The organism is Amycolatopsis vastitatis, from assembly GCF_002234595.1.
GTDB classification, from domain to species: domain Bacteria; phylum Actinomycetota; class Actinomycetes; order Mycobacteriales; family Pseudonocardiaceae; genus Amycolatopsis; species Amycolatopsis vastitatis.
This window is the reverse complement of the sequence record NZ_NMUL01000023.1, coordinates 167,348-189,437: the sequence shown is the minus strand read 5'-3', so window position 1 is coordinate 189,437 and position 22,090 is coordinate 167,348. Positions and strand designations below refer to the sequence as shown.

18 protein-coding genes are annotated in these 22,090 nt (G+C 61.7%); 8 read left to right on the top strand and 10 right to left on the bottom strand.

The window, feature by feature from the left end:
• Position 1 precedes the first annotated feature (1 nt).
• Positions 2-241, bottom strand: a complete 240-nt coding sequence (locus CF165_RS23630) for a helix-turn-helix domain-containing protein (RefSeq protein ID WP_093949729.1) — start codon at positions 239-241, stop codon at positions 2-4.
• A 246-nt stretch (positions 242-487) separates the two neighbouring features.
• Here CF165_RS23630 and CF165_RS23625 point away from each other — a divergent pair, with 246 nt between their 5' ends.
• The 3 genes from CF165_RS23625 (at position 488) to CF165_RS50330 (ending at position 4,506) form a co-directional block, all read left to right on the top strand.
• On the top strand, positions 488-1,585 hold the full coding sequence (locus CF165_RS23625) for a hypothetical protein (RefSeq protein ID WP_093949728.1): 1,098 nt from the start codon (positions 488-490) through the stop codon (positions 1,583-1,585).
• Positions 1,586-2,395: 810 nt separating this feature from the next.
• Positions 2,396-4,183 carry a hypothetical protein gene (locus CF165_RS50335; protein WP_143268641.1) on the top strand — a complete coding sequence of 596 codons (1,788 nt, stop codon included), beginning with the start codon at positions 2,396-2,398 and terminating at the stop codon, positions 4,181-4,183.
• A gap of 83 nt (positions 4,184-4,266) precedes the next feature.
• Positions 4,267-4,506 carry a hypothetical protein gene (locus tag CF165_RS50330; protein ID WP_143268640.1) on the top strand — a complete coding sequence of 80 codons (240 nt, stop codon included), beginning with the start codon at positions 4,267-4,269 and terminating at the stop codon, positions 4,504-4,506.
• Between the two features lie 68 nt (positions 4,507-4,574).
• On the opposite strand, the gene CF165_RS52095 is transcribed toward CF165_RS50330, so the two are convergent.
• From CF165_RS52095 to CF165_RS23600, 4 genes are all read right to left on the bottom strand, one after another.
• Positions 4,575-5,714 carry an SMI1/KNR4 family protein gene (locus CF165_RS52095; protein WP_205660948.1) on the bottom strand — a complete coding sequence of 380 codons (1,140 nt, stop codon included), beginning with the start codon at positions 5,712-5,714 and terminating at the stop codon, positions 4,575-4,577.
• Positions 5,714-6,997, bottom strand: a complete 1,284-nt coding sequence (locus CF165_RS53465; protein ID WP_093949726.1) for a putative T7SS-secreted protein — start codon at positions 6,995-6,997, stop codon at positions 5,714-5,716. The genes CF165_RS52095 and CF165_RS53465 overlap by 1 nt, the downstream gene beginning before the upstream one ends.
• Positions 6,990-7,361 (bottom strand): hypothetical protein, encoded by a 372-nt coding sequence (locus CF165_RS23605; protein WP_093949725.1) that lies wholly within the window; start codon positions 7,359-7,361, stop codon positions 6,990-6,992. Before CF165_RS23605 ends, CF165_RS53465 begins: the two co-directional genes overlap by 8 nt.
• Positions 7,362-7,590: 229 nt before the next feature.
• Complete coding sequence (locus CF165_RS23600; RefSeq protein WP_093949724.1) at positions 7,591-8,406, bottom strand: hypothetical protein; 816 nt, start codon at positions 8,404-8,406, stop codon at positions 7,591-7,593.
• Positions 8,407-8,710: 304 nt separating this feature from the next.
• On the opposite strand from CF165_RS23600, the gene CF165_RS23595 reads away from it, so the two are divergent.
• Together CF165_RS23595 and CF165_RS23590 are read left to right on the top strand one after the other, a co-directional pair.
• Complete coding sequence (locus tag CF165_RS23595; RefSeq protein WP_093949723.1) at positions 8,711-10,195, top strand: recombinase family protein; 1,485 nt, start codon at positions 8,711-8,713, stop codon at positions 10,193-10,195.
• A 957-nt stretch (positions 10,196-11,152) separates the two neighbouring features.
• A complete protein-coding gene (locus CF165_RS23590) occupies positions 11,153-11,674 on the top strand; it encodes an HNH endonuclease (protein WP_158226819.1) in 522 nt (173 codons plus the stop codon).
• 40 nt (positions 11,675-11,714) lie between these two features.
• On the opposite strand, the gene CF165_RS23585 is transcribed toward CF165_RS23590, so the two are convergent.
• Positions 11,715-12,509 carry an NYN domain-containing protein gene (locus CF165_RS23585; protein WP_093949721.1) on the bottom strand — a complete coding sequence of 265 codons (795 nt, stop codon included), beginning with the start codon at positions 12,507-12,509 and terminating at the stop codon, positions 11,715-11,717.
• Between the two features lie 609 nt (positions 12,510-13,118).
• On the opposite strand from CF165_RS23585, the gene CF165_RS23580 reads away from it, so the two are divergent.
• Positions 13,119-13,445 carry a hypothetical protein gene (locus tag CF165_RS23580; RefSeq protein WP_093949720.1) on the top strand — a complete coding sequence of 109 codons (327 nt, stop codon included), beginning with the start codon at positions 13,119-13,121 and terminating at the stop codon, positions 13,443-13,445.
• Positions 13,446-13,467: 22 nt separating this feature from the next.
• Here the strand turns inward: CF165_RS23580 and dndE are convergent, their stop codons facing one another.
• From dndE to dndB, 4 genes are read right to left on the bottom strand one after another with little or no spacing between them, the layout of a single operon-like run.
• Complete coding sequence (dndE, locus tag CF165_RS23575; protein WP_093949719.1) at positions 13,468-13,866, bottom strand: DNA sulfur modification protein DndE; 399 nt, start codon at positions 13,864-13,866, stop codon at positions 13,468-13,470.
• 12 nt (positions 13,867-13,878) lie between these two features.
• Positions 13,879-15,870 carry a DNA sulfur modification protein DndD gene (gene dndD, locus CF165_RS23570; protein ID WP_093949718.1) on the bottom strand — a complete coding sequence of 664 codons (1,992 nt, stop codon included), beginning with the start codon at positions 15,868-15,870 and terminating at the stop codon, positions 13,879-13,881.
• Positions 15,867-17,402, bottom strand: coding sequence for a DNA phosphorothioation system sulfurtransferase DndC (dndC, locus tag CF165_RS23565; RefSeq protein ID WP_093949717.1), 1,536 nt, complete (start codon positions 17,400-17,402; stop codon positions 15,867-15,869). Before dndC ends, dndD begins: the two co-directional genes overlap by 4 nt.
• Positions 17,399-18,538 carry a DNA sulfur modification protein DndB gene (gene dndB, locus CF165_RS23560; protein ID WP_093949716.1) on the bottom strand — a complete coding sequence of 380 codons (1,140 nt, stop codon included), beginning with the start codon at positions 18,536-18,538 and terminating at the stop codon, positions 17,399-17,401. Before dndB ends, dndC begins: the two co-directional genes overlap by 4 nt.
• A gap of 117 nt (positions 18,539-18,655) precedes the next feature.
• Here dndB and dndA point away from each other — a divergent pair, with 117 nt between their 5' ends.
• Complete coding sequence (dndA, locus tag CF165_RS23555) at positions 18,656-19,846, top strand: cysteine desulfurase DndA (protein ID WP_093949715.1); 1,191 nt, start codon at positions 18,656-18,658, stop codon at positions 19,844-19,846.
• 55 nt (positions 19,847-19,901) lie between these two features.
• On the top strand, positions 19,902-22,088 hold the full coding sequence (locus tag CF165_RS23550) for a DEAD/DEAH box helicase family protein (RefSeq protein ID WP_143268638.1): 2,187 nt from the start codon (positions 19,902-19,904) through the stop codon (positions 22,086-22,088).
• The last annotated feature ends 2 nt before the right edge of the window (positions 22,089-22,090 follow it).

Genomic DNA, 22,090 nt, shown 5'->3' with positions numbered 1-22,090 from the left:
GTCAGTCCTCGGGCCACAGGCGTTGGAGGATGGCGACGACGGTCGTGCCGAGTGCCGTCCCGACCTGGTGCAGCTCGACAACATCGAGCCGTCGCTCGCCGGCCTCGTACTTGCTCACGAACGACTGCGGCTCGTCGAGCCGCTCGGCGACCTGCACTTGCGTCAACCCCGCTTCGCGGCGCAGTTCCCGGAGGAGCGCACAGAGCCGCTGGTACTCCGCGGAGTAGATCGTCTTGTTCACGAGGGGTAGCGGACCGTAATCCTTGCCAATATCCCAAAATAGGATATTGTCGGCCCTGGTAGGTCGGGAAACGGCCCTGACCAGCGGATTTCCGGGGAGGTGGGTACATGCGCTACGCGATGAGCGGCGGTGGTGGCGGAACCTGATCGCTGAAGGAATAGCGAGGACCCCTGGATGCCTGTAGCACCCAGGGGTCCTCATTTAGCTATTCAACATGAATACAAAGCTTGGTACAATAAGTGGCAGATGAACCACCTGCTCGACCAGCTGTACAAGACCAAGCTCCGGCTCGCCGGACTGATGACTGCGCTCCTCGGCATTGTACTGATAGTCATATCGCACCGCGTCGAGACGATTCCCGTGTTGAGCTGGCTCGTCGGCTGGCCTACTGGCGAAGTCGGCAGTGCGCTGCTCAGCGCCGGTGTCATTGCGGTCATCTTCGAGTACTACGCGCGCAAGGAAACCGCGGCCCGCACGAACGAACAGCTTCGCCATGCCATCCGCCAGGAGGCGCCGGCTATCCGCGACGCGGTCCTGGACAGCTTCGCCTTCAACCCTGGCGGGCTGAAGGACATTGCCTCAGACGACACCCTTGACCGCATCGCCACCAACGCCATCGGGCTTCGACTCGGTGACCAGGCGCTGGCGGCCGATGCTTACAGCGACCTGCGCGCACAAGTCATACGCTCGCCGGAGCGCTGGCGTGATGTCGATGTGTCGGTATCGCTCAGTCCGTGGACGGCCGGTCCCGCGGCGGGCAAGGGCTCAATGTTCGTCGCGACGATCCGCTGGGAGTACAAGGTGCAGCCCGCCAGCCCGACGATGCGCTTCGCCTGTGTCTCCGACCTCGTCGAGTACCACGAACTGCTCCATGACCCGACGATCGCCTCAGCCTGGCATTTCGACCACTCGGCCGGGCTCGACGCGGCCGACCCCGAGGCATTCACGCTCCTCCAGCTCAGCGTCAACGGTCGCGAGAAGAAGATTCGCAGATCGGCCCAAGAGGGAAGCCAGCTGACCACCGTCAGCTTGGGTCAGGCTGCCACCAGTAGCGAAGTGACAATCTCGTACACCTACCGTGTCCTCGTCCAGCGGCACGGCCACCTGCTTTACATCGATCTCCCGAGGCCGGCGAAGGGCGTGCATGTCCAGCTGGACTACGCCCGTGCCGGTGTCCGCCGCGTCAACGTGCTCGACTACTTCGCCAGTCCGGACGCCTCACGCATCGAACTGTCGCCAGCAGCAACACCTGCCAAGACGGTAGACGTAAGCTTCGATGGCCAGACCTTCCCGCGGGCTGGGGTCGCGTTTGTGTGGGTACTTGACGATGAGATGGAAAGCTAAAAAAATGCTTCCACTTGCAATAAGAAACTAATTTGTTACGCTGAAATAAGCGATTGAGCGGCTTGCTCTCGCCCCTTTCGTTTTATCGACTTCGGTCGGTAGATTGGGAGATTCTGTGCTAGCACTTTCGAGAGGAGGTGATCAATGATGCGCAACAGCGGCGGCGGTGGCGGTGGCGGAACCGGCGGCTGATTCAACAAACCCCCGGGCACCTTCAGGTGCCCGGGGCCTTTCATGTTCGCCGTCGATGGCGTCGAATGGTCCCAATGCGGCAGGCGCAGGTTTACCCGGTCACCCTTCGACAAGCCTCATCGACAGGCGACGAAGTGACGATCTCGTGCAGGGCCACGAGCACTGCTGTACCTGACCCGACCGACCGAGGGCCGCGTGCCCCCAGCTCAACTACGACGAATCGGACATTCAGTGTTAATGTCGTCGGCTACCTGGTGTGCCTCGGTGTCTCGCGTGTCGAGCGGTCACTTTCGAGACACCATCCAGGACGATCGACATCGCATTCGACGGCTAGATTCTCTCGGGCTGGGGTGGCGTCCGTGTGGGTTCTCGCCCAAGAGCTATCGTCGCTTGTAGATCGCTAACGCGGGGGCCTCGTCAGCTACTTTCTGTAGCTGAACTCGTGGTTCGAGTCGCAGGAACCCCTGTATGGCCCAAGAGGTGATCACTCTGAGTCAGTTTTCGTGCAAAATGCACGATTGACTGGCTCCTGCTTGGCTCGGACACTTACTAGGTTGCCGGTCGCCAGCCCCTGGTGATCGCGACAGGTCTACATGGTGCCCGGTCGAGGAGGTGTTGGTGAGCCGCTGGCAAATCTACACGTCCCTGGAGATCTTGGTGCTGGTGGCTCTGGGGTACTGGGCGGTCGTGACTTGGCATGGGTGGCCTACTCTGCCGGCGTATCTTACGGCTGGTCTTCTGGTGCTCCATGTTTTGCTCCCGCATCAATGGGGAGGGCGCCCCAAACGAAACGCAGTTGGTAAGCCTGAGCCGGAGATTATCGACTTTGCAGAACTTATTCGAGCCGACGACTATGTGTCAAAGCGCTACTCCATTGCGGCGGTCGACGCGTTCCGCCGTCTCGTCCTTGACCTGCCAGATCACCTGTCGCGAGTCGATCAGCGATTGACGCTCGAGGGAAGACAGGGGACGACGAACACATTCGTCATATACCGGAATGTCGGTTCTGCGCTGAGTGTTAAGGAACAGTATGCAAAAGTAACGAATCCCCCTGCCTTGGGGAAGGAGTCAGCCAGTCTCGACGTCGACGACTTGGCTGGCATGCTCGTTCCTCTAGCTTCTGTTCGAAGGGGCTACCTTTTCGATGGGTTTGAGGCTCGGAGCGCTAGCGGGAAGTTGCTGGCCACTGCGTCGCAATGGGAGGTTAGGGGGCTCCTGTTTGGCCTCATAAAGGCGCTCTTCGTAAGCGCCCTCCGAGGCGACGGTCTCGCCATGAACGGGCACGAGAAGTACGCGTTCAAAGGTGTAATCGAGAGCACGCTTTGTGGAGGGGCAAATGATTCGGACAACGACACAAAGATTACAGCAGCCTTCGAGTACGTCGCAAATCTGTCACCAAATAGGTTCAACGAAGAGAAGATTGCTAGAATAGAGACTTTTTGTAGGTCAATTAGTAGAGACTATCTGATAGTCGTCGAACTTGAGCAAGAGAATCTCGCCAATTTCAAGTTGTCCTACAAGCACGTAGTGACTGCGGCTGAGGTGAGCAAGAGAAGGGAGCATCGCACTCGAGCCAAGCACGGTCTCGCGCCTGTTGAGGTGGATGTAGCAATGACGTGGGCGACTCTGCCTGACAGTTTCCACTTCGAGCTCACTGCACCACCTGGCCAGTACATATTCGATCATCATCTTGAGCGGCTGGATGTGCGTAAGCCGCTTAGGCAAGCCGACTTCACAGTCAAGAACGTAAAACAGTATTTGCGTCTTCATTTTGAGCGTGGCCATAGCATCGCTCACCTTTACATCCGGAGAGTGCGCCTCGATAGATCGACGAACACGCCATCGGAACCGGTCGACGGGGCTGGCGACAAGGAGAAGGCCGACGGATCGGACGATGAGATTCGGGATTTCAAGTCGGTGATCCGCTTCAAAGAGATTCCTCCGGGTGTTCTTGGGAGTGCGGTAACCATTGCCTTCTTCACCTCGCTTATCGTATGCTTTTACGCTTTTGGTCGAGACGTGCCTCTTGTGCAATCTGTCCCGGGCCAGGCTGTCCTTACCCTACTTATGGCTGCGCCAGCATTTCTGGCGGCCGCTCTCGGCCGGGGCATATCCTCAGATAAGCTGCCGGGTGCATCTCTGACTGCTTTCTTTGGCCTATGGGCCGTAGTTTTAACGTCGATGGCTTCGGTCATTCTGTTCTTGAGTGATGTCACGACTATCGCGACGTTGAACCGCGAAATTACGTTCTTCGGATGGCCGCGCCACGTTAGCTTGCCCTGGGTGCTTCTTGCGCTGTTTAGCGTGGCCGTATTTCTATTGCTACGTAAGGAGAAGTCTGATCAACGAAGGTATTACTTGAAGATTTCGCGTAGGGCGGACATTGATCGACGAAAAGAGAAGTAGTAGTCTGAAGGGAGAATGTGTTGGCGCGGAATGCTGAAGAAGTGGCAGGCGACACTAATGCAACAGAGAGGAGGGGTAAGAATGTGAACGAGAAAAAGGCAAGTGATCGATTGGATGGACGCTCGGTATTGATGATGCCGGAGTCTCGGCCGAGCAACGTTGCTAAGCGGAATATTGTCTCAACCAAAGAGGAACACGAGGAGCTAACAAAAATACATATCGAGCAAGCGTTGGCAAGGCGTGCTATGGACAGTAGTGACGTAGACGCCGAGATCAATGAGTACGAAGAACTGGAACGCCAGTATGGGAAGTCTTCGCCGTAGGCGACGACGATGGCTGCCTACCCTCTGAGTGTCTCGACGAGGTTAGCTGCTGCAGTCGACCGCGGCTTCTAACCACCACTCAAAACATCCGGGTACCGTACGAGTACTCGCGGCTCTTGAACTGTGCCGGGCCACAACACCACGTGATAGAGATCGTCTCCGTGGATACCGTCGCTTGAGATCGTGCTGAACCCTCTTGCGTAGACACGCGTCATGTAGTCCCCGGCAGGGACGGCGGTCCGGGGGACAGAGTCGCTGTAATCCAGCATCGACACGATGACGTCGCCCGACTCCACATGCAGGCCGGCCTCGGTGACGTGGTCCCAGCTCTCGAAGTTGTCATCGGGGGCCTCTGACCGCACGTCCAGGATGACCGGAACGGTCGTCCTCCGGGCGGTACCGACCCCGATCACTCCGTCGCGTGCCGCGATCATGTCCGTGATCAGGGCCTTCGTCCATGCGCGGTCCGGCTCGAATCGCGCGGTTTCGTCCTGCACCATGAAGCTGTTGTAGTCGGCGAAGACATCGAGTTCGGCGTAGGCCAGCTGCTTGCTGCCGGGCTTGGCGGCCGGGGCGTGTTCAGCCATGAGGTGTACCTGAGCTCCGTCGGGTAGTTCGTGGATCGTCTGAGCGAGCGGGCCGCGGATGCGCATGCAGGTGACGGCGTCCTTGGCCACGAGGTTATCGAAGTCGTACGCCCCGCCCATGGTGAACAGCTGCAGCGGGATCAGGCGCTGGTCGTGCCCGAGCGCGCCGTGCTCGTCCTGCCAGGCGGTGGCGAATTGGTGGGCACCGCGGACCGCCGGGTCCTCGAGCAACCACGCGGCCCACTCGTCGAGGCTGGCCCCGATGGGGGTGCGCTCGGCAGTTTCCGGATCGAAGACGACGACCTCACGGTTGTCGCTGATCGCGAACTGGCAGCCGAACAGGTCCTGACCGAAGCAGAACAGGCGGTCGGCAAGCCCCGCGTAGGTGTTCTTCCAGGTCGTTGGCTCATTCCAGCGTCCGAGCTCGGGGCCGAGGCCGGCTTCACCGGCGTGGAAGACCTGCACCCCGGCGTTGAATGCGGTGAAGCCGTTCACCCGGGTGAGTAGCTCGGCGAGCTCGGCCAAGGGGCCGGCGTCGTGGCCGAGGTCGAGTTCGATGCGCGGTCCGAGCGGCGCGCGGGCCCCGGCCAGCAGCTGGTCGAGCGGTCGCAGGTCAGTCATCAGTCCGCCAGAATGGTGACGCGCTCGCCGTTGTCGAGGTCGCGGATCTGGTTCTTCACCGAGGAGCCAGCGCCGCGGTTGTCGAACGGGTCGATGTACTTCACGGACGAGCCTTCGCCGCCTTCCAGGAACACTGCCGGTGGGTACTCGTCGCGATCGTAGCCAGGTCTGGTCTGCGGGACTTGCTTCATCGACTCGGTCCGCCGGTCGGCGGCACCTTCGCGGTCGATCGTGATGTCCGCCGGCTGGGTCCTGGGGAACGACTCGTCGCCGCGCCAGGACGTGCCCATCTGCGCCTCGCGGGCGTGATCGGCCGCTTCGGGATAGTCGCCCTGGTCGATGATCACGTAGTGCGGTCCCTTGGGCTCCGGCTCGTCGCCACTGAGGAACGCCTTGGCGTCGTTGCCACGGTCTTGTAGCCAGTGTTCGGCGGTGTCACCAGCGCGGTCGACCGCGTCCCCGGCCTCGTGCATCGATGAGGTGACGGTATTGCCGGCGTCTTTCAGGTCGTCTGAGCCGACCAGGCCGCCGACGTCGCGGAGCACTCCGCCGACGCCGTCGCCGAGGTCGTGGACGATGTCGCCAGCAGCGTCGACGAGGTTGTTGGTGATGTCGCCGGCTGCGTTCATGATGTTGCTCGTTGCGTCGCCGAGGTCGCTTGCAAGGTTGTGCCCGACGAACTCGGCGGCCGACGTCAGCCCGTCGCCGATCTCGTCGAGGAAGGTTGGCTCCTCCGGGGCGTCGGCCTGGGCCTTGTCGATCTGGCCGACCGCCTGGTTGCCCGCAGAATCCAGCTGGCTGCGGGCCTCGTTCAGCAGCGAGCGGGCCTGCGCACGCTTTGGCTCGCCGGGATCCTGGAACGGCGCTGCCGTCGGTGCCGGTTCGCCGCGGGAAGCTGCTTCTTGCCCTGCGGCCGCCACGTCGCGGTCGTAGGCGGCGCGGGTCTGGCGGGTGGCGTCCTCACCCTGTTTCCACAGGTCAATGGCTTGCTGCGCCTGCCCCTGCGCCCAGTCGAGGGTCGAGGCGTAGCCGTTGATCGCCGCGGCGGCCCCGTGGAAGGCGTCGCCAGCGGTCAGCCAGCGGGCTGGTTCGGCGTGAGTCCGCCGGTGGTAGGCGTCCGCCGCCGGTCCCGACCAGCCGCCGGTGTCCAGTTTCTTGAAGCCCTCGCCGATGCGGATCATGGCGTCGCCGTACACCGTCAGGTGCACGGTCGATGCCCGGATCTCCTTCGCCTCGCCGGGTACGAGGGCTTTCGGGTCGTCCGTCTCGCCAAGCTCAGCCATCGCTCATCGCCGTCGCGCCGGGGTCTGCGCCCGTGTCGTCGAAGATGCCCTTGAGCTTGTGCTCGTGCGCCTGGTCGGCCTTGATGTAGGCGCCGGCCGCGTCGACCAGGCGGCGGGAGAGCTGCTGGCCGTCCTTGGTCAAGTTCTCGACGCCGAGCGCCCAACGGGTCGTGAACGACTCGTAGGAGTCGGCTAGCTTGGTGTGCCCAATGAATTTCCGGTCGCAGTCGATGTTCTCGACCTGCAGCTCTTCGAGGTCGCCGAGCAGATCTGACAACCCGAGCCCGGCGTTCTTCAGCGCCTCGACGTCGACAGCAAAGCCGTCTGGCATCGCACCCTCCCCGTGGATGACCAAGATCGGCATCCACCCTACGGTGCCGCGTCGACACGTTGAGCGACGCCACACCAGCGTCACTCGTTCGGCGGAGCGACTGCCGATCAAGCGCCGGGACGGGTTCCAGACATGATCGACGTGCTCACCAAGCTGGCAGACGACATCACCGCAAAGGCTCCCTACCAGACGGGTCCGCCCGGTGACGACTACTCACAGCGACTATGTTGATACATTCGTGACGGTTGAATACGCGACCTCATCAGCCGCCCTGTCCAGAAGATGATCGGCTGCCCTCGCACCGGCGGTCGAACAAGCTCCACCCGCAGCGCAGGCTGTGTATGGCGAGGCCGAACCAGCCAGCGAGGTCATCAACCGAATGCCCGTTGGCCGTCCCGGTAGAGAGCCCCGAGCGCTTATCCTGCGGCGAAAAGGAGATCGTCCTTAGCGCCAGGCTCCACATCAGGACGTGTGCGTCAGAGGAGAGAACGTTCCACGACTGCCTCAAGCCGGCCTGGCGGAACTCATCGTCAGGAAAGATCACCGACGCGGCTGATTCTATGAAGACCGCACCTTGCAACTTCGCCCTGGAAGTCCGGACCGCCCGCACGGCATCCTCACGGGACTGCACCCACTCGATCTGCTCGCGCACCTGCTCCTGGTCCTCTACAGACAGCTGAAGTGCCTGCGCTTGCTGGAGAGTCAGTTCGTGGTACTTCCGCAGTTGAACGTAGGTTTCGGTGATCACCGTGTGCCCACGTTCGCGTCGGATCGCCGGATCCTCCGGAGCCAGAATCCAGACGGCCTGGGTCGCACCGACTATGGCGGCGCGCGCCGCGCTGTACTGGCTCATGTTGTAGACGTTGCCGCACTTCAGTCCGTCGCAGATCAAGCGCAGGTGCTCGCCAGCAGAGGTCAAGCTGGTGCGCACGGTTTGGCTGATCAGCTGGTGCGGGAAAGCTGCGTCGTCCTGCGCGAGATCGCTGCCGGGCTCGGGCTGCTCTACCTGCTGCGCGCGTAGCCGCCAGCGATCTAGGTCGGCTGAGGCTTCCCTGAATACCGTGAGCTTGTCCTCCACGAACGCTGTTCTACAGCACGCGCGACCCACCAGTTAGTCAGGTGTAGCGGGTCGGCTCGGTGGGAAAGAGCTTCCTCGATCTGGCAGTCCAGGGGCAGCTGGTCGAGTGTGACGGCGAAAGGTGGTGTCGAGTCAGTAGCTGCCGACCGGCCAGCGGCCGGATGCCGAGGTGGCCGAGCATCCCCCGCGTGACGATCACTCGTCGGAGTGAACATCGCGGCTGCGCGATTCACACGGGTCGACACTGATCATCTGGGGTCGGCGGCGGGCGCGAGTCGGACTGCCGCGCGGATCGGAGGCGGCCGTGGCCAGCAGCGTTCAGCCCGATCCCTGGGCCGCCCTCGACGCGTTGTGGGGTAGAGGAGCAGCGAAGCCAGTTGAGGCGACCGTGGCTGCCACTGCGTTCTATGGCCGATGCTCCACGGAGGACAACCAGGATCCGCAGACCTCGCGAGGCTGGCAGCTGGACAACGCCCGACGGTTCATCGAACCGCGGGGCGGAAGGATTGTCGCTGAGTACTTCGACATCGGAGAGTCCCGCTCGGTGCCGTGGCATCGGCGGCCGGCCGCCGCGCAGCTCCTACTCGACCTGAAAGACCGCGGCCGTGGGTGGGGCGCCGTGGTGGTCGGCGAGGGGACCAGGTGCTGGTTTGGCAATCAGTTCTCCTTGACCGCGCCGAGGCTGGCGGCGTATGGCGTCGACCTGTGGGTGCCTGAGCTGGGTGGGCGGTTCGACGCGCGGAACCCGTCGCACGCCATGCTGATGAGCCTGCTTGGAGGGATGAGCGAGTCCGAGCGTCGACACGTCCAGCTGCGGGTACGCGCGGCCATGGACGCACAGGTTCGCAACGAAGGCCGGCACCAGGGCGGCCGCGCCCCCTACGGCTATGTCGTGGTCGACGGCGGGCCGCACCCGCATCCGCGCAAAGCTGCCGAAGGCCGTCGTCTTCGGGTGCTGCAGCTTGACCCGGACGCGGCGGCGGTCGTGGCACGAATCTTCGCCGAGTACCTGGAGAGCCGTACCGACCGCGAGATCGCTACAGCCCTGAGCAGCGACGGGATACCGTGCCCATCTGCGCGGTGTCCGGCACAGAACCGGCACAGACGGGGCGACGGCTGGCAGGCCAGCACGGTTCGCGCGATCCTCGAGAACCCGCGCTACACCGGCTATGCCGTGTTCGGCCGCTGGACGAAGCACGATGTTCTGCTTGACCCCGATGACGTGGCCGCCGGCCATGTCGTCCGGTTCCGGCGAGCTGATCCATGCGATGTCGCGCGCTCGGAGCAGCCCGCACACCCGGGCATCGTCTCGGTGGCAGACTTCACCCAAGTTCAGCTGCTGCGCCGCGCCAAGGCTCGCGGTGGCAGCATGATCGAACGCACCGCGCGCCGTACGGTGCACCAGTATCGCCTTCAGGGGCTGATCCGCTGCGCTCTCTGTGGCCGCAAGATGGAGAGCTGCTTCCGCGGCGCTCGTGTCTACTACCGCTGTCTCGCTCGGACGCTGCCGACCGGAGCGAGGCCGGACCACCCGACCTCGGTCTACCTCCGAGAGGACGCCGTCCTGCAGCGGGTCGATCCGTGGGTAGCAACGAACCAGCTGGCTGGCTTACCAGGCGCGGGCCGACGCGAGGACACCGCGGGGACGGCCGACGTGTACCGCGCTCTCGGGCTCGCCCTTCGGTTCGACACCAACTCGGCGACGTTGACGGCGGTGATCACTTCGCCGCCTGCCGGGCGGAAGGTGCTGGCGACGGAAACTCGGCGCACGTGGACGAAGGTTCCCTGAACGGTCCGCGTTGAGGCGGCCATCCGGGGCATGAACATTCCTCCGTAACAAGAGCTCGACATCGCGCGATCTTCTTGTCATGGCAGGTCTCGCGAGTAGGCTGATCATTCTTGTGACAGCCCAGCCTGCGCCGCCGCCCGCGAACGTGCCGAGCTGGACTGAATGGGTACGGAACGTGAGCCCAGGGTTCACCGCTCTAGCGGTCGTCATCGGAGCTGTGTGGGGCTACTTCCGATTCTGGCGTGGGCGGAGCTTTCAGCCTCGGTGCAGTATCACTATTGATGTGGTGGGCGCAAATGCTGGCAGGTCAGACTTCCTGATAGTAAACGTCACGATCGCCAACGCTGGTGATTCGCGGGTAAGTATCCCATGCTTGGGTGGCCGTTCGCTGGTTGAGATAATGCCGGTGGATGAATCGAAGTTGACGGCATGTCCTACTTGTTTCAGTCTTCAGGTTGCTGCTGCTCCTCGTGAACTTTGGACCGATGCTCCGCATCACTTGAGGGAAGACTTCCTTTCGCATAATTCACTTAGGAGGGGGTTTACAAGGTTGGAGCCGGGTGAAGATATTCGCCGCTCGGTCTGTTTCGCCTTGGCGCAGGATTGGTACTGCTGTAAGATTCGTGTGACTGTAGATAAGCATATTGAGAAGGGTCTCTACTGGACTGCGGAAAGGATAGCGATTCGAAGTGAGTTGCTAAATTTGAAAGGTAGGAGAGATGCGGCATGGTCAACTATCCATCACCCAGACTGCCCGGATCATTCAGGAAAGTCGTCGAGCTCCGTTGTGGCAGCTGTGGTTTCGTCTTTGAGGTTAAAGGGAAGTCGAAGCGGTCTCGTGTAGCGTGTCCGCGGTGCGGGGACCGCATTGACTCGGATGAATCTCGTGAACGTTGATCCATGCAGGTTGCTGCTGCCATCGCCATGCGTGAGACGTCACGAGGTAGGCTCAGGCCTATGACTGTGGATCGTCCCGCGTTACCGGCCGACCTGAAGCGCGCTATACTTGTCGAAGCTGGTCACCGATGTGCGATCCCGACCTGTCGTCATACGACGGTGGAGATAGCCCACATCGAGCCTTGGGCAAGAGTCAAGGAGCACACCTTTGACAACTTGATCGCACTGTGTCCGAACTGTCATCATCTCTACGATCAAGAGAAGAAGATAGATCGCAAGGCAATGCGTCAGTACAAGGCCAATCTAGGGCTCCTGCACAGTCGCTATGGCGACTTTGAGCGGCGGGTCTTGACGTACTTTGTCATGAATCCTGAGCAGGACTCGATTGCACTGCCGGGAGGGATGAATGTCGCCCTCTTGTACCTTCTGCGCGACGGGTACGTTGTGTACGGCGGAACACTGCGAACGCGAGCGAACGCAGATCACATATTCTCTTATGATGTGGTTGCCCTGCAGCACTATGTCATCACCGACCTTGGGCGCCAGTTCGTAACTGACTGGGCGAACGCGAACCCGCTCTGAAAGCTGCCAGTCGGCGATGAGGTCGCATGCCGATGCGCGGCTACGCCTCGACGCGTGGCGCGGGAACCGACTCGATCAGTCGAACGCGCAAGTCGCCAGGCCCGTCACTGGCCTGAACCGTCACGGTGTTGGGCAGCCGACCGAGGAACTCCTTGAAGCTCTTACAGCCGTAGTTCTGCTCGTCGAATGCCGGATCCAGTGCCAGCATCTTGTGCTTGAGCCACGCGCCGGGAGCATCGTCTCCGTCTCGCTGTCGCATGGCGTGGACGAGGAGTCGTTCGCCGTCCTTGATGTCGAACGTCTTCTCGACCGTCGGCTTCGCGCTGGGTTCGACGGCTGCGACCAGGGTGCCCCAGTACTTGTACTCGGAGCAGACCGAGACGAGCCGCGGGCTGGCAGAGGCTTCGGTGCCGACGCCGACGACGTGCTTGCCGAACTCGCGCAGCCGCTGTACGAGTGGCGAGTAGTCGCCGTCGCCGGCCACCAGCAGGTATGTCCCGATGTCCGGGTGCGTGATCAAGGTTTCCATGGCGTCGACGGCCATCCGGATGTCGGCGGCGTTCTTCTGCTGGATTCCGAACCGCTGGATCTGGATCAGGTCGACGCCGTTCATGGCGAGGTCGTGCTGGTACTTGCCGAACTGGGGCTTCGCCCAGTCGGCGTAGGCGCGGCGGATGGATGCGTTGCCGTAGTCGCGGCAGACCAGCTCGAGCGCGGCGTACGGTACCGGATTGGCCTGGTCGGGCAGGCTGTTGGCGGCGCCGATCGCCAAGTTCTCGAAGTCGATGAAGACGGCGACCTGTTCGGCGTTGCCTGGGCCGGTTGCGACGGTCATGTCGGCGCTCCGTTCATCGTAGGCGGCTGAGTTGTCCGTCCGATCGCGTACATCCACAGGGTGACGTCGAGACGACGCAGCAGGCTGATGTGCGGCCGGCCGCGTGGCGCAGCTTGGCCACGTATCGGCCCTCACCGCACCCCTATTCAACGTCAGTTCCTGGAGCTGAGGTCGCTGCGGGAGTTGACCGTGTTACGCGTTTCGCTGGCTCCAGCGATCGCCAGAGACGCAGGTCCGGGAACTTCGTCGTCGGCTGGAAGTTGCCCAGCTCGCCAGGCCGCGAAGCCGAAGCCGGCTGCCGCAACTGCGAAGACGGCCCCCAACACCCACGCCCAGGTGGCGTTCATCGAGGCTGCCAGGTAGACCTGCATCCCGGCGACAACAGCGTACGTGGCGGCGAGCGCCCGCCAGGTGGCCTGACATTGCATCAGGCACCTCCCATCGACAGCGATGGCCTCTATGTCGCTGATGGCGAGTCGTCAGTTACGAATCAGCTGTCGTCAGCCTCTTCCTCCGCGGCGCGCTTGCGCGCTCGGCTTGGCCAGCGCTTCGGCGACCCGTCCGGGCTGGACTTGGAGTCGAGACGGCGGCGAACTATGTTGAAACATCGTGAGCGATGACCAGCTTCCAGACCGTGAAAGCCTGCTTGAAGCACTCCAGCTCATTGGCCGGGGTCCGAACCTTGCGCCGCTGGACACGGCGTCGCTCGAGCACGCCCAGCCTGCGGTCCTCATCGGGATACTTGACGCCGCGATCCACACGCTTGCCGAGCAGTACTGCAAGGGTAAGGGTACGAGCCAGCGGTTCCAGATCGTTAAGGGCTACAAGCTGTACCTCGGCGCACGTGCCACGGAACACGACGTAATGCAGTTCTTTCAGTCGCGAGTCAAGCGCCTGGGGGCCGACATGCAGAGCGCGTTGAACGAGGTCCCGTAGCGGACATGACGGCGACCGAGCGTCATGCTGCGTCGTGATTTTTCTCTGGCAGCGCTGTGGCGACGAGATCGGCAATGTTACGGACGTGACGGTCGCCAACCATGTAGCCGATACCGCGATGCAAGTGCAACCTGAACTGCTGAGCCAGGGTTTCGTCGTCCAAGGGCAGCCCGTCGGCATGGCACCGGTGCCGTAGTAGAGCCCAGTAGAGCGCACCGTGTGAACCCGCAAACGTGCGCCAGCTCATCTCCACGTTGCTATCAGCCGGAATCTTAGCTGCCGGAGGGGCGGCCGGTTCGGTGAGGGACCGACAGAAAGCCCACCGGCACAGGGTATTCCAGTGTTCGATCCCCGTCCGTCGCTTCAGCGTGACGAGCTGATCTCGTGCCTGCTTGCTCAGGCGGATGGTGTCGAGCGGCATTGTGTCCTCGTATCAGCGGGTTGGTTCGGGCCAGAAGTAGCCAGGTTCGGCTGTCGTGTGTCCTGCGTCGGCGTCGAAGTCGAGGCGGTAGGCATGGCCGACATGCGGGTTGAGCTCGTTCCAAGCTTCTCGGTCGATCTCCTGATCGGTCGATAGCAAGATCACTTGGTGACTGGCCTGAGGGAAGTAACGCGACATCAGGTGACTACGGTGCACGCCATCGAGGCGGCCGAGCGGAGTGTCGATGACGACGGGCAGCGGCCGGCCTGATGCCTGAGCGAGTCCCCAGAGCAGAGAAACAGCGAGGAGTTGCCGCTCGCCCGCAGACAGTTGCTGAGGGAGAATCACGTTGCCAGTCCGGCCGCGTAGTTCGAGTGTGAACGACTCTGGGTTGATCCGGAGTTCGGTGACCAGTCGTTCCTTGCGTAGCAGGCGCTGCAGAGCCTCGATGACTAGTGTCTCGATGCGGTGCAGATTGCGGCGGGTTGCCTCGACACGAAGCTTGGCCAGCGTGTCACGAACCCGTTCGCTGTGTTGGATGATCCGTTGGGCGTCGTCATTCTCAGCGACCTCCTCAGTCGCCGACCGCAACAGTCGTTCCATCTCACGCTGGGCATCAATGACTCGCACATCCGCGTCCGCGACTTGACCGTCTGCCTGAACAGACGCACTCCTGGCTGCCGTCCAGGTACTGAGCGCTTCTTCCCGCTGGGCAGCGAGCTTCTCTACAGCACGGCTGTCCGGTACGGCAGCCAGGGTATGGACGACATCGTCCAGTTGGCGCGTGAGACTATCGCGTTCCTCGATGGCTGCGACGACTTGTTCGGCGAGAAGGTCCAGGTCGTGATCGAGCAGCGATCGCAGGCGTGAGGTGTCTTCGGCGCTCAACTCAATGACCGGCTCGATGCCGGCGAGGGCCAACCGTTCTTGGCGTTCCTGAGCCAGGAACGCTTCGAGATCATCGACGGTTTGCTTCTTGACCCGACGGGCACGGAGATGACCGATGATGTCTTCATCGCGCCGCGCGAGTACTTCCGCGACCTGCCCCTGTTCGTCGGCTGCTAGCTCGCGTTCAGCGACGTCGAGGACGTCTGCAAGCTGCTTGTGGACCAGCTGCAGTGGAGCGGCACCGTTTGCAAGATCTAGAAGGCGGGTATCGCTTGCCTGGAGCGCCTTAGCGAGACGTCGCTGCTCATCCTCGAGCGTGCGCTGGCGATCCAGCAGATCGCTGCCTTCCAGACGGAGCTGGTCCTCGAGCTGTCGCAGCTTGTGCTCGGCACGCTCCGCGATCGTTCGACTGCGCGCGGCTTCCTGCTTAGCTGTCGTGGCAACCGTGCGAGCATCCCGTACCCGCTGGTTGGCTTCCTCGAGCTGTTTGTGCGCAGCAGGTGGGGCAAGCTTGGTACGTTTGTTGCGCTCGATCACAGCCAGGTCTGTGGCCAGACGGTCGACCAAGTCGAGGCCAAGTAGCGCACCGATCGCCGTCTTGAGCATGTCGCGAGCGTTGTCCAGCTCCGCGAGCGTCTCGATCTTTTCTCCGTCGAAGAAGAAGAGCTCTGCGACGCCCCGCGGCACGAAAGCCTCGACCTGCTCAGCCCAACGATCCGTGAGCGCTCGGTCAAGCCGGCCATCGACCAGCACGTCGAGACGTTCCCGTACATTTGATCCACTGCTCGCCCAAGATCGCGTGACCCGGTAGTTGCGCCGCTCCCCCTCCTGATAGACGTGGAACGCGAGCTCAATAGCGGCGCCTTCGCTGTCTGGCACGCCGTGGTGGATCAGGCGGCGAAGATACGCTTGGTAGCTGCTCCCGCGGCGTCCAGCTGTGCGTGCCAGCGATCCAAACAGGGCAAGGTGCAGCGAGTCCAAGACCGTGGTCTTGCCGCCACCGTTAAGCGCACCGATCACGACGATCGGCTGGCGCGGGTTCGGCGGGGTCAGGGTGAACTGGTGGCGGCCGCGGAAGACACCAACGTTGTGCAGTACGAGCTCATCCAAGATCATGGTGTATCTGTGCCTTCTGCGGCTGTGTCGTCGGAAAGTGTGGTGGCGAGCTCAAGGTCGAGGTCGAGGTTGTATTGCTCGGTGAGACGCTGCGGAGTGTCGCGGCGAAGGTTCACTCGCGCAACTGCGTCGTCGGCATCGGTGTAGAACCCTCGCTTCAGCGACCGTTCGAGCGTGTCGAAGAGGCCGGCGCGGCGAGTCATCGAGCGGTGCCGCTGTTCGACGTCCAGTAGCTCGCGCACCAGCTCGAAGTGCAGCTCGTCGCCGTCGGACAGCTCGCGGAGCAGAGCGACGTCCTCCGGCCCGAGGGCAAGGTGGTTGTCCATCGGACGACCGGGATACGGCTCCCCGACTGCGGTCTCATAGATCCGAGGAAGATTGTCTTCGAACTCGTGCTTCTCGACGACCCAGATGCGTCGGATCTCCTCGAGTTCAGGCAAGGTGATCAGCTCGATCGTCCCAACATTCTTTGGGCCGTTCTCACGAATCCAGGTCTGTGCTTCGAGGAGCTTTTCGAGCCACCGCTCGCGCCACTTCTGCTTGTACGGCCCGGGGATCGGTTCATCATGGAACAACTGGACCGAGCCGTTCATGCGGCGGAAGTCTCGCTGCGTCGGACCGCGCAGTTCCTCCAGCTCGTTGCGCAGCTCCAGTAGCGGCTGCATCCACTCTTTCTCTTCGTCATTCTGGATCATCGCCGACATCGACTTGTCCTTGTCGACGAGCGTGCACACCCAGCAGCCGAAGCGGCTGTCGCCGCAGCTGGGGGTGCTCGCGTCTACGACGAGTGGGCATTCTCCGTCCGAGGACGCGCCCTGGTACATCGTGAGCAGTTCCTTATTGGAGTAGCCCCATGGATTGGGGCGCTGCATGAGGAACAGCCATACGTCGTCGTTGGTCCAGTCCTCAACCGGCGAGTAGACCAGCGAGTTCGGCAGGCTCGCGTTCGGGCTCAGCCGGTCCCGAACACGCTTCGTTTCCAAAGACGACATGCGCGCCGAACGTCCCGAGCTCTCGGCCTTACGGGTGCCCAGCACGAGGATAGCTTCACCGTGCTTGCGCACCATACGGCGGATAAACGCGTTGGACGGCTTGATCTTCAGCCGTTCGGTGCACCACCGGAACTTTGGCTTGGGTGAAGGGTAGCCGCGGCCGATTAGGTTTACCCAGAAAGTGTCGTTCACCTCAGGGGTCAGACGGTGCGGCTTGATCGGCAGCTGTTGCTCCTGCGCCGCGTTGCCGAGCACGTCAAGGGAGTTGGTGACCCAGGCCGCAACGACTGGGTTCTCCACTAAGGTATCGGTGGAGATCACGTGTACTTCCTTCGTGCGCTGCTCCGGCGGCAACCCTTTCAACGCCAACCACACCAGCTGCAACGTGGCCGTCGAGTCTTTACCGCCGCTGTACCCAACAACCCAGGGGATTCCGTCCGCGAGGTACAGCTCTTGAATCTCGCGCGCTAGCCGGTCTAAGGTCGCGGCGAAACCGTCTTCTGCGAACGCTGAGTTCTTACTGGGTGCAGTGGCCTTCATGATTCTCCTCGTCGATGTGCGTCTTCGACGCGCTGCTCTTCTGGACTGAGCGGCATACCGAGCTTCTGGCGGATGACATTCGTTGTCAGCACGACGTTGGTAGACGACTTCGATACTTTCCCGCCTACGAGAGCTCGTCCCTCCCATAAGGCTGTGTTTGACCTAGACCAGTCGATTTCTGACAACGGGGCTAGTCGTTTCGCCCACTTCTTGGGGTCTCGTGTCTCTTGCAGCAGCGTACGTCCGATGTTGCCGAGCGCGTGCAGAACGATGCCGTGGCTGTGAATGAAGTCGCGCCGCACATCGCCGGCCGTGACCTTCCGTGTGTGCACTTGCATCCACTCTGGGAATAAATGAAAGACGATATCCCAATAGTCGGTCGCCAATCCGACGGCATCGTCGTTCGTAAGCTTATCGGAGCTTTCGAGTAGGGACTTCGTTGCGGTATAGAGCGCTGAAAGCGTAAAGAGCTTCCTCGAGCGCGCTGAGAGGTTGCTTCGCTCCATCTCAACAAGATCCTGTAACGCGGATGACCTGAATACGACCATCCGTGCGATCTGTGCAGCGTTCTCGCGCTGGTCGTACAAAATTGTCAATGACCTGGCCGGGCGAATCGCGTAGCGATTCAAGTCGGTAAACATCTGTTGACAACGTTCAAGGCCGACGTCGAGGAATAGTACCACGGGAATACTTTCGTCGCCAATCTCTGGCTTCTCTCGCAATGCTTGCTCGATCGCGGCGCGGCGATGTTGCCCGTCATTAATGACGAAGCGCGCTGACATTGGAATGCTCATGATCCCGATCTGACTCTCGGCACCAGAGGTGCCGAATGATTGGAAATCAAGATCTGCATCGACCGATGCTGTCAGAGCAGAGAAGACATACCCGTTCGGGTTGTCGACGATGTATTGAGCGATCTCTGGAATACGAGCCTTGTTCAGTGTGCGTTGGGCGCGGAGGGTCGGCTGCAGCTCTTCTTCATCGAAGAGGAACATTCGGGGGATGAGCCTAAGCGGGAACATCGTGACATAGAACTCACGGCCGGCTTGCACTCCGCGGATAGCAGGGAAGACGAACCCGTAGGAGCCACGACCCGCCACTGCGCCCCCCTTCGGGGCTGCTTGGGTGATCGACATGGCCCATGTTTCCTTCGCTGTACGCTCCCTGTCAAGCGTACGTACGTGTCGAAATTAGCGTACTTGTATGCGTACCGTACGTACGGGTCGTTCCCGCCACGCGTACACTACCGTGCTATGGCAGCTTCGGCGCGGACGACTCGCACGATAACGACCACTTCTGAGGACACAACGACGCGTGCCGTCTACCTCGATTGCAACGCCACCGCGCCGATGGACGCACGGGTCCAGGACGAGGTCCACTACTACCTTGACCAGGAGTTTGGCAACGCTGGCAGTCGAACCCACGAGTATGGGCAACGCGCCAAGGAACGCGTCATCCGGGCCCGCGAGCAGGTTGCCAGCCTCGTCGCGAGCGCGCCCGATGAAGTCGTCTTCACGAGCGGCGCGACCGAAGCCGACAACCTAGCGCTTCTCGGGCTGGCGCCGCACGGCGAACAACACGATCGGCGCCACATCATCAGTAGTCAGATCGAGCACAAGGCGGTCCTTGAGCCCCTCGACGCTCTGCGAGAGCGAGGCTTCGAGGTCACGCTCCTGCCACCTCAACGAGGCGGTTGGATTAACCCTGACCAGGTCAGAGATGCGCTGCGGCCTGACACGCTGGCCGTGTCGATCATGCACGTCAACAACGAGACAGGTGTCATTCAGCCGATCGAGGAGATTGGCGCTGTACTCGACGGTCACGATGCGTACTTCCACGTCGACGCAGCGCAGGGATTCGGCAAGGTGCCTGAGACGCTGCAGAACACGCGCATCGACCTGATCAGCGTCTCCGGGCACAAGGTCTACGGGCCCAAAGGCGTGGGAGCGCTCATCACGCGACGTCGTGGCTTCCGGAAGCCGCCTCTGACGCCGTTGATGTACGGAGGCGGCCAGGAGCGCGGGCTACGGCCAGGGACGCTCCCGGTCGCGTTGATCGCCGGCCTCGGCACCGCGGCCGAGCTCGCAGGTAAGGAACACCAAGCTCGGAGTGAGGCCAACCTGCGTTACCGTCAGACGATCGTCGATACCTTCCTCGAGCTTGGTGGGCAGATCAACGGCGACCCAGACCGCGCGGTACCGCACACCTTGAACGTCGCGATCCCTGGCCTCGACTCTGAGGCCGTCATGCTTGCTCTGAAGGGTTTCGCGGCGATCTCCAACGGCTCTGCCTGCACTTCCCAGCGGTACGAGCCCAGCCACGTCCTCGCTGCCATGGGACTGCCCGAACCGCAGGTCGCCGGCGCACTGCGCATCTCGTGGGACCACAAGACCCCGATGATCGACGTCGAGGAAGTCCGCCAGCGCATCAAGGCCATCATGTAGCCGTAACAGGTCGAACGTCCCCGCCGATCTGTTAGCCAGCGCCGCGTCAAGAGTGGTGGCGCTGAGCTACGAGACATGTACGCTCGATGGGCATGCTGTCGTCGGTGACCAGGGGGACGCTTTGACCTCAAACCTTCGGTACTGCGGTATTCGCGACCACTACCGAAGTGATACGGACGACCTCGTCGAAGACTTTTTCGAGCCTTCTCTGAGTGTCGCGGTTCGCTACGACCGCGCCGTCGGGTACTTCACGAGCACTAGCCTTGCGTTGGCGGCGAGCGGCCTGAACCGCTTCATCGAAGCCGACGGGCGAATACGGCTGATCGCGAGTCCCCACCTCAGCGACGAAGACATTGAGCAGATCGAGCTCGGGTACGAGTACCGGGAGGTCATCGAGCAAGCGGTATTACGCGAGCTGGGTCCTCACGTGGACGAGTCCGACGACTTGGTCCAGCGTCTCGGGCTACTTGGCGAGTTGATCGGTAAGGGCGTACTCGACATCAAGATTGCCGTGGTCCGCCGCGGTAACCGCATCGCGCTCTACCATGAGAAGATCGGAGTCTTTGTCGATCGCGAGGGTAACCAAGTCACGTTCAATGGATCCTCTAACGAGACTGCCAGCGCTCTTGTCGACAACTTTGAATCTATTGAAGTCTTTCGCAGCTGGGAGAGCGGCGACACTAGTCGCGTGATGCGAATCGTTCATGACTTTGCTGCGCTTTGGGACGGCGACACGCCCAACATGGAGCTCTTCGAATTTCCAGAACTCGGTAAAGAACGGCTCAAGAAACTGGCCGGATCGGCCCGTGAGAAGGAACTGGGAACCCGACCTGGTCATCTGGACACGGGGATCCTCCTCGGTGCAAGTAGCAGCACGTTTGCGCTCCCGCGGTTGCCATCTGGCCTCAAACTTCGTGATTACCAACGCGAAGCCATTCGTGCGTGGTTCTCGGTCAATGGACGTGGCATGTTCGAGATGGCCACTGGGACCGGGAAGACGATCACTGCTCTCGCGGCGCTTACCAAGTTGGCTGAGATCTACGACAAGCAAGACCGCCCGCTGCTGGCGATCGTAGTCGCGCCGCAAATCCACCTCGTAGACCAGTGGGCTCGAGAGGCCAAGAGGTTCGGAATCACTCCTCTCTGCTGCTACGATAATGCGAAATCCTGGGTTGACAGTGCGCACGCACTGACCGCCGGCTTGGCTAGCCGGACAAACGGGTTTGCGATGTTGATCAGCACGAATCGTACCTTAGCCGGGCCCGTATTTCAGCAGTTGCTCCAGCAGTATGGGGCGCCCTTCGTAATCGTCGCCGACGAAGCGCATAACCTTGGTGCCCGGTCAAGCTTCGAGGCGCTGCCACCGCACGCCCCGCATCGACTTGCGCTCTCGGCCACGCCGGAAAGGTGGTTCGACGCTGAGGGAACTGAGAGTCTGCGCGACTACTTCGGTGATGTCCTGATCAGCCTTGGCCTCCAGCAGGCAATAGAAATCGGTGCGCTCTGCACCTACGATTACCACCCGGTGTTAGTGTCCCTCGACCTCGAAGAGAGCGAGCGGTACGCCGCACTAAGCAAACAAATTGCGCGCTTGCTCGGCGGTGGAGACAGCGATATCGAGACTCGCGGCAACGATGAGCTTTCCATGCTCTTGCTCAAGCGAGCCCAGATCCTGTCTCATGCGCGCGGAAAAATCGACGCGCTAAACCGCGCTATGCGAGACCGCATCGGCCAGAGTTGGCAACTCGTCTACTGCGCTGAAGGGTCCGGGCCTCAAGCGACGGGTTCGAGGCAGATTGACCAGGTCTTGCGTCTACTCGGGAAGGAACTACACGTTCCATCGCATCCCTACACGTCACAGGAGAGTCGAGTAGAGCGCACTAGAATCCTGGAACGGTTCAAAGCGGAAGAGTTGCGTGCCCTCGTTTCAATGCGTTGCCTTGACGAGGGTGTTGATATTCCTGATGCCCGCGTGGCCTACATGCTCGCGAGTAGTACGAACCCGCGCCAGTTCATTCAGCGGCGCGGGCGTATCTTGCGCACTGCCCCTGGAAAAGATGCCGCCGAGATTATCGATTTCATCGCGGCGCCGAGCGGCGACATAGATATCGGGCTGGAGCGTCGGCTGCTACGCAAGGAGCTCGCCCGATTCACCGAGTTCGCATCCTGTGCACGTAACGCTGGACAGGCTCTCTCGGTTATGCGGCCGATTCGGGTCGCTTACGGACTTATGGACGTGTGAGG

What these genes read in the sequence shown, in the direction of transcription:
- CF165_RS23590 (WP_158226819.1), top strand. Translation starts at nt 11,153, where the DNA reads ATGACTGTGGATCGTCCCGCGTTACCGGCCGACCTGAAGCGCGCTATA.
- CF165_RS23625 (WP_093949728.1), top strand. Translation starts at nt 488, where the DNA reads ATGAACCACCTGCTCGACCAGCTGTACAAGACCAAGCTCCGGCTCGCC.
- dndE (WP_093949719.1), bottom strand. Translation starts at nt 13,866, where the DNA reads ATGCCGCTCGACACCATCCGCCTGAGCAAGCAGGCACGAGATCAGCTC.
- dndB (WP_093949716.1), bottom strand. Translation starts at nt 18,538, where the DNA reads ATGTCGATCACCCAAGCAGCCCCGAAGGGGGGCGCAGTGGCGGGTCGT.
- dndD (WP_093949718.1), bottom strand. Translation starts at nt 15,870, where the DNA reads ATGATCTTGGATGAGCTCGTACTGCACAACGTTGGTGTCTTCCGCGGC.
- CF165_RS53465 (WP_093949726.1), bottom strand. Translation starts at nt 6,997, where the DNA reads ATGGCTGAGCTTGGCGAGACGGACGACCCGAAAGCCCTCGTACCCGGC.
- dndC (WP_093949717.1), bottom strand. Translation starts at nt 17,402, where the DNA reads ATGAAGGCCACTGCACCCAGTAAGAACTCAGCGTTCGCAGAAGACGGT.
- CF165_RS52095 (WP_205660948.1), bottom strand. Translation starts at nt 5,714, where the DNA reads ATGACTGACCTGCGACCGCTCGACCAGCTGCTGGCCGGGGCCCGCGCG.
- CF165_RS23605 (WP_093949725.1), bottom strand. Translation starts at nt 7,361, where the DNA reads ATGCCGATCTTGGTCATCCACGGGGAGGGTGCGATGCCAGACGGCTTT.
- CF165_RS23585 (WP_093949721.1), bottom strand. Translation starts at nt 12,509, where the DNA reads ATGACCGTCGCAACCGGCCCAGGCAACGCCGAACAGGTCGCCGTCTTC.
- dndA (WP_093949715.1), top strand. Translation starts at nt 18,656, where the DNA reads ATGGCAGCTTCGGCGCGGACGACTCGCACGATAACGACCACTTCTGAG.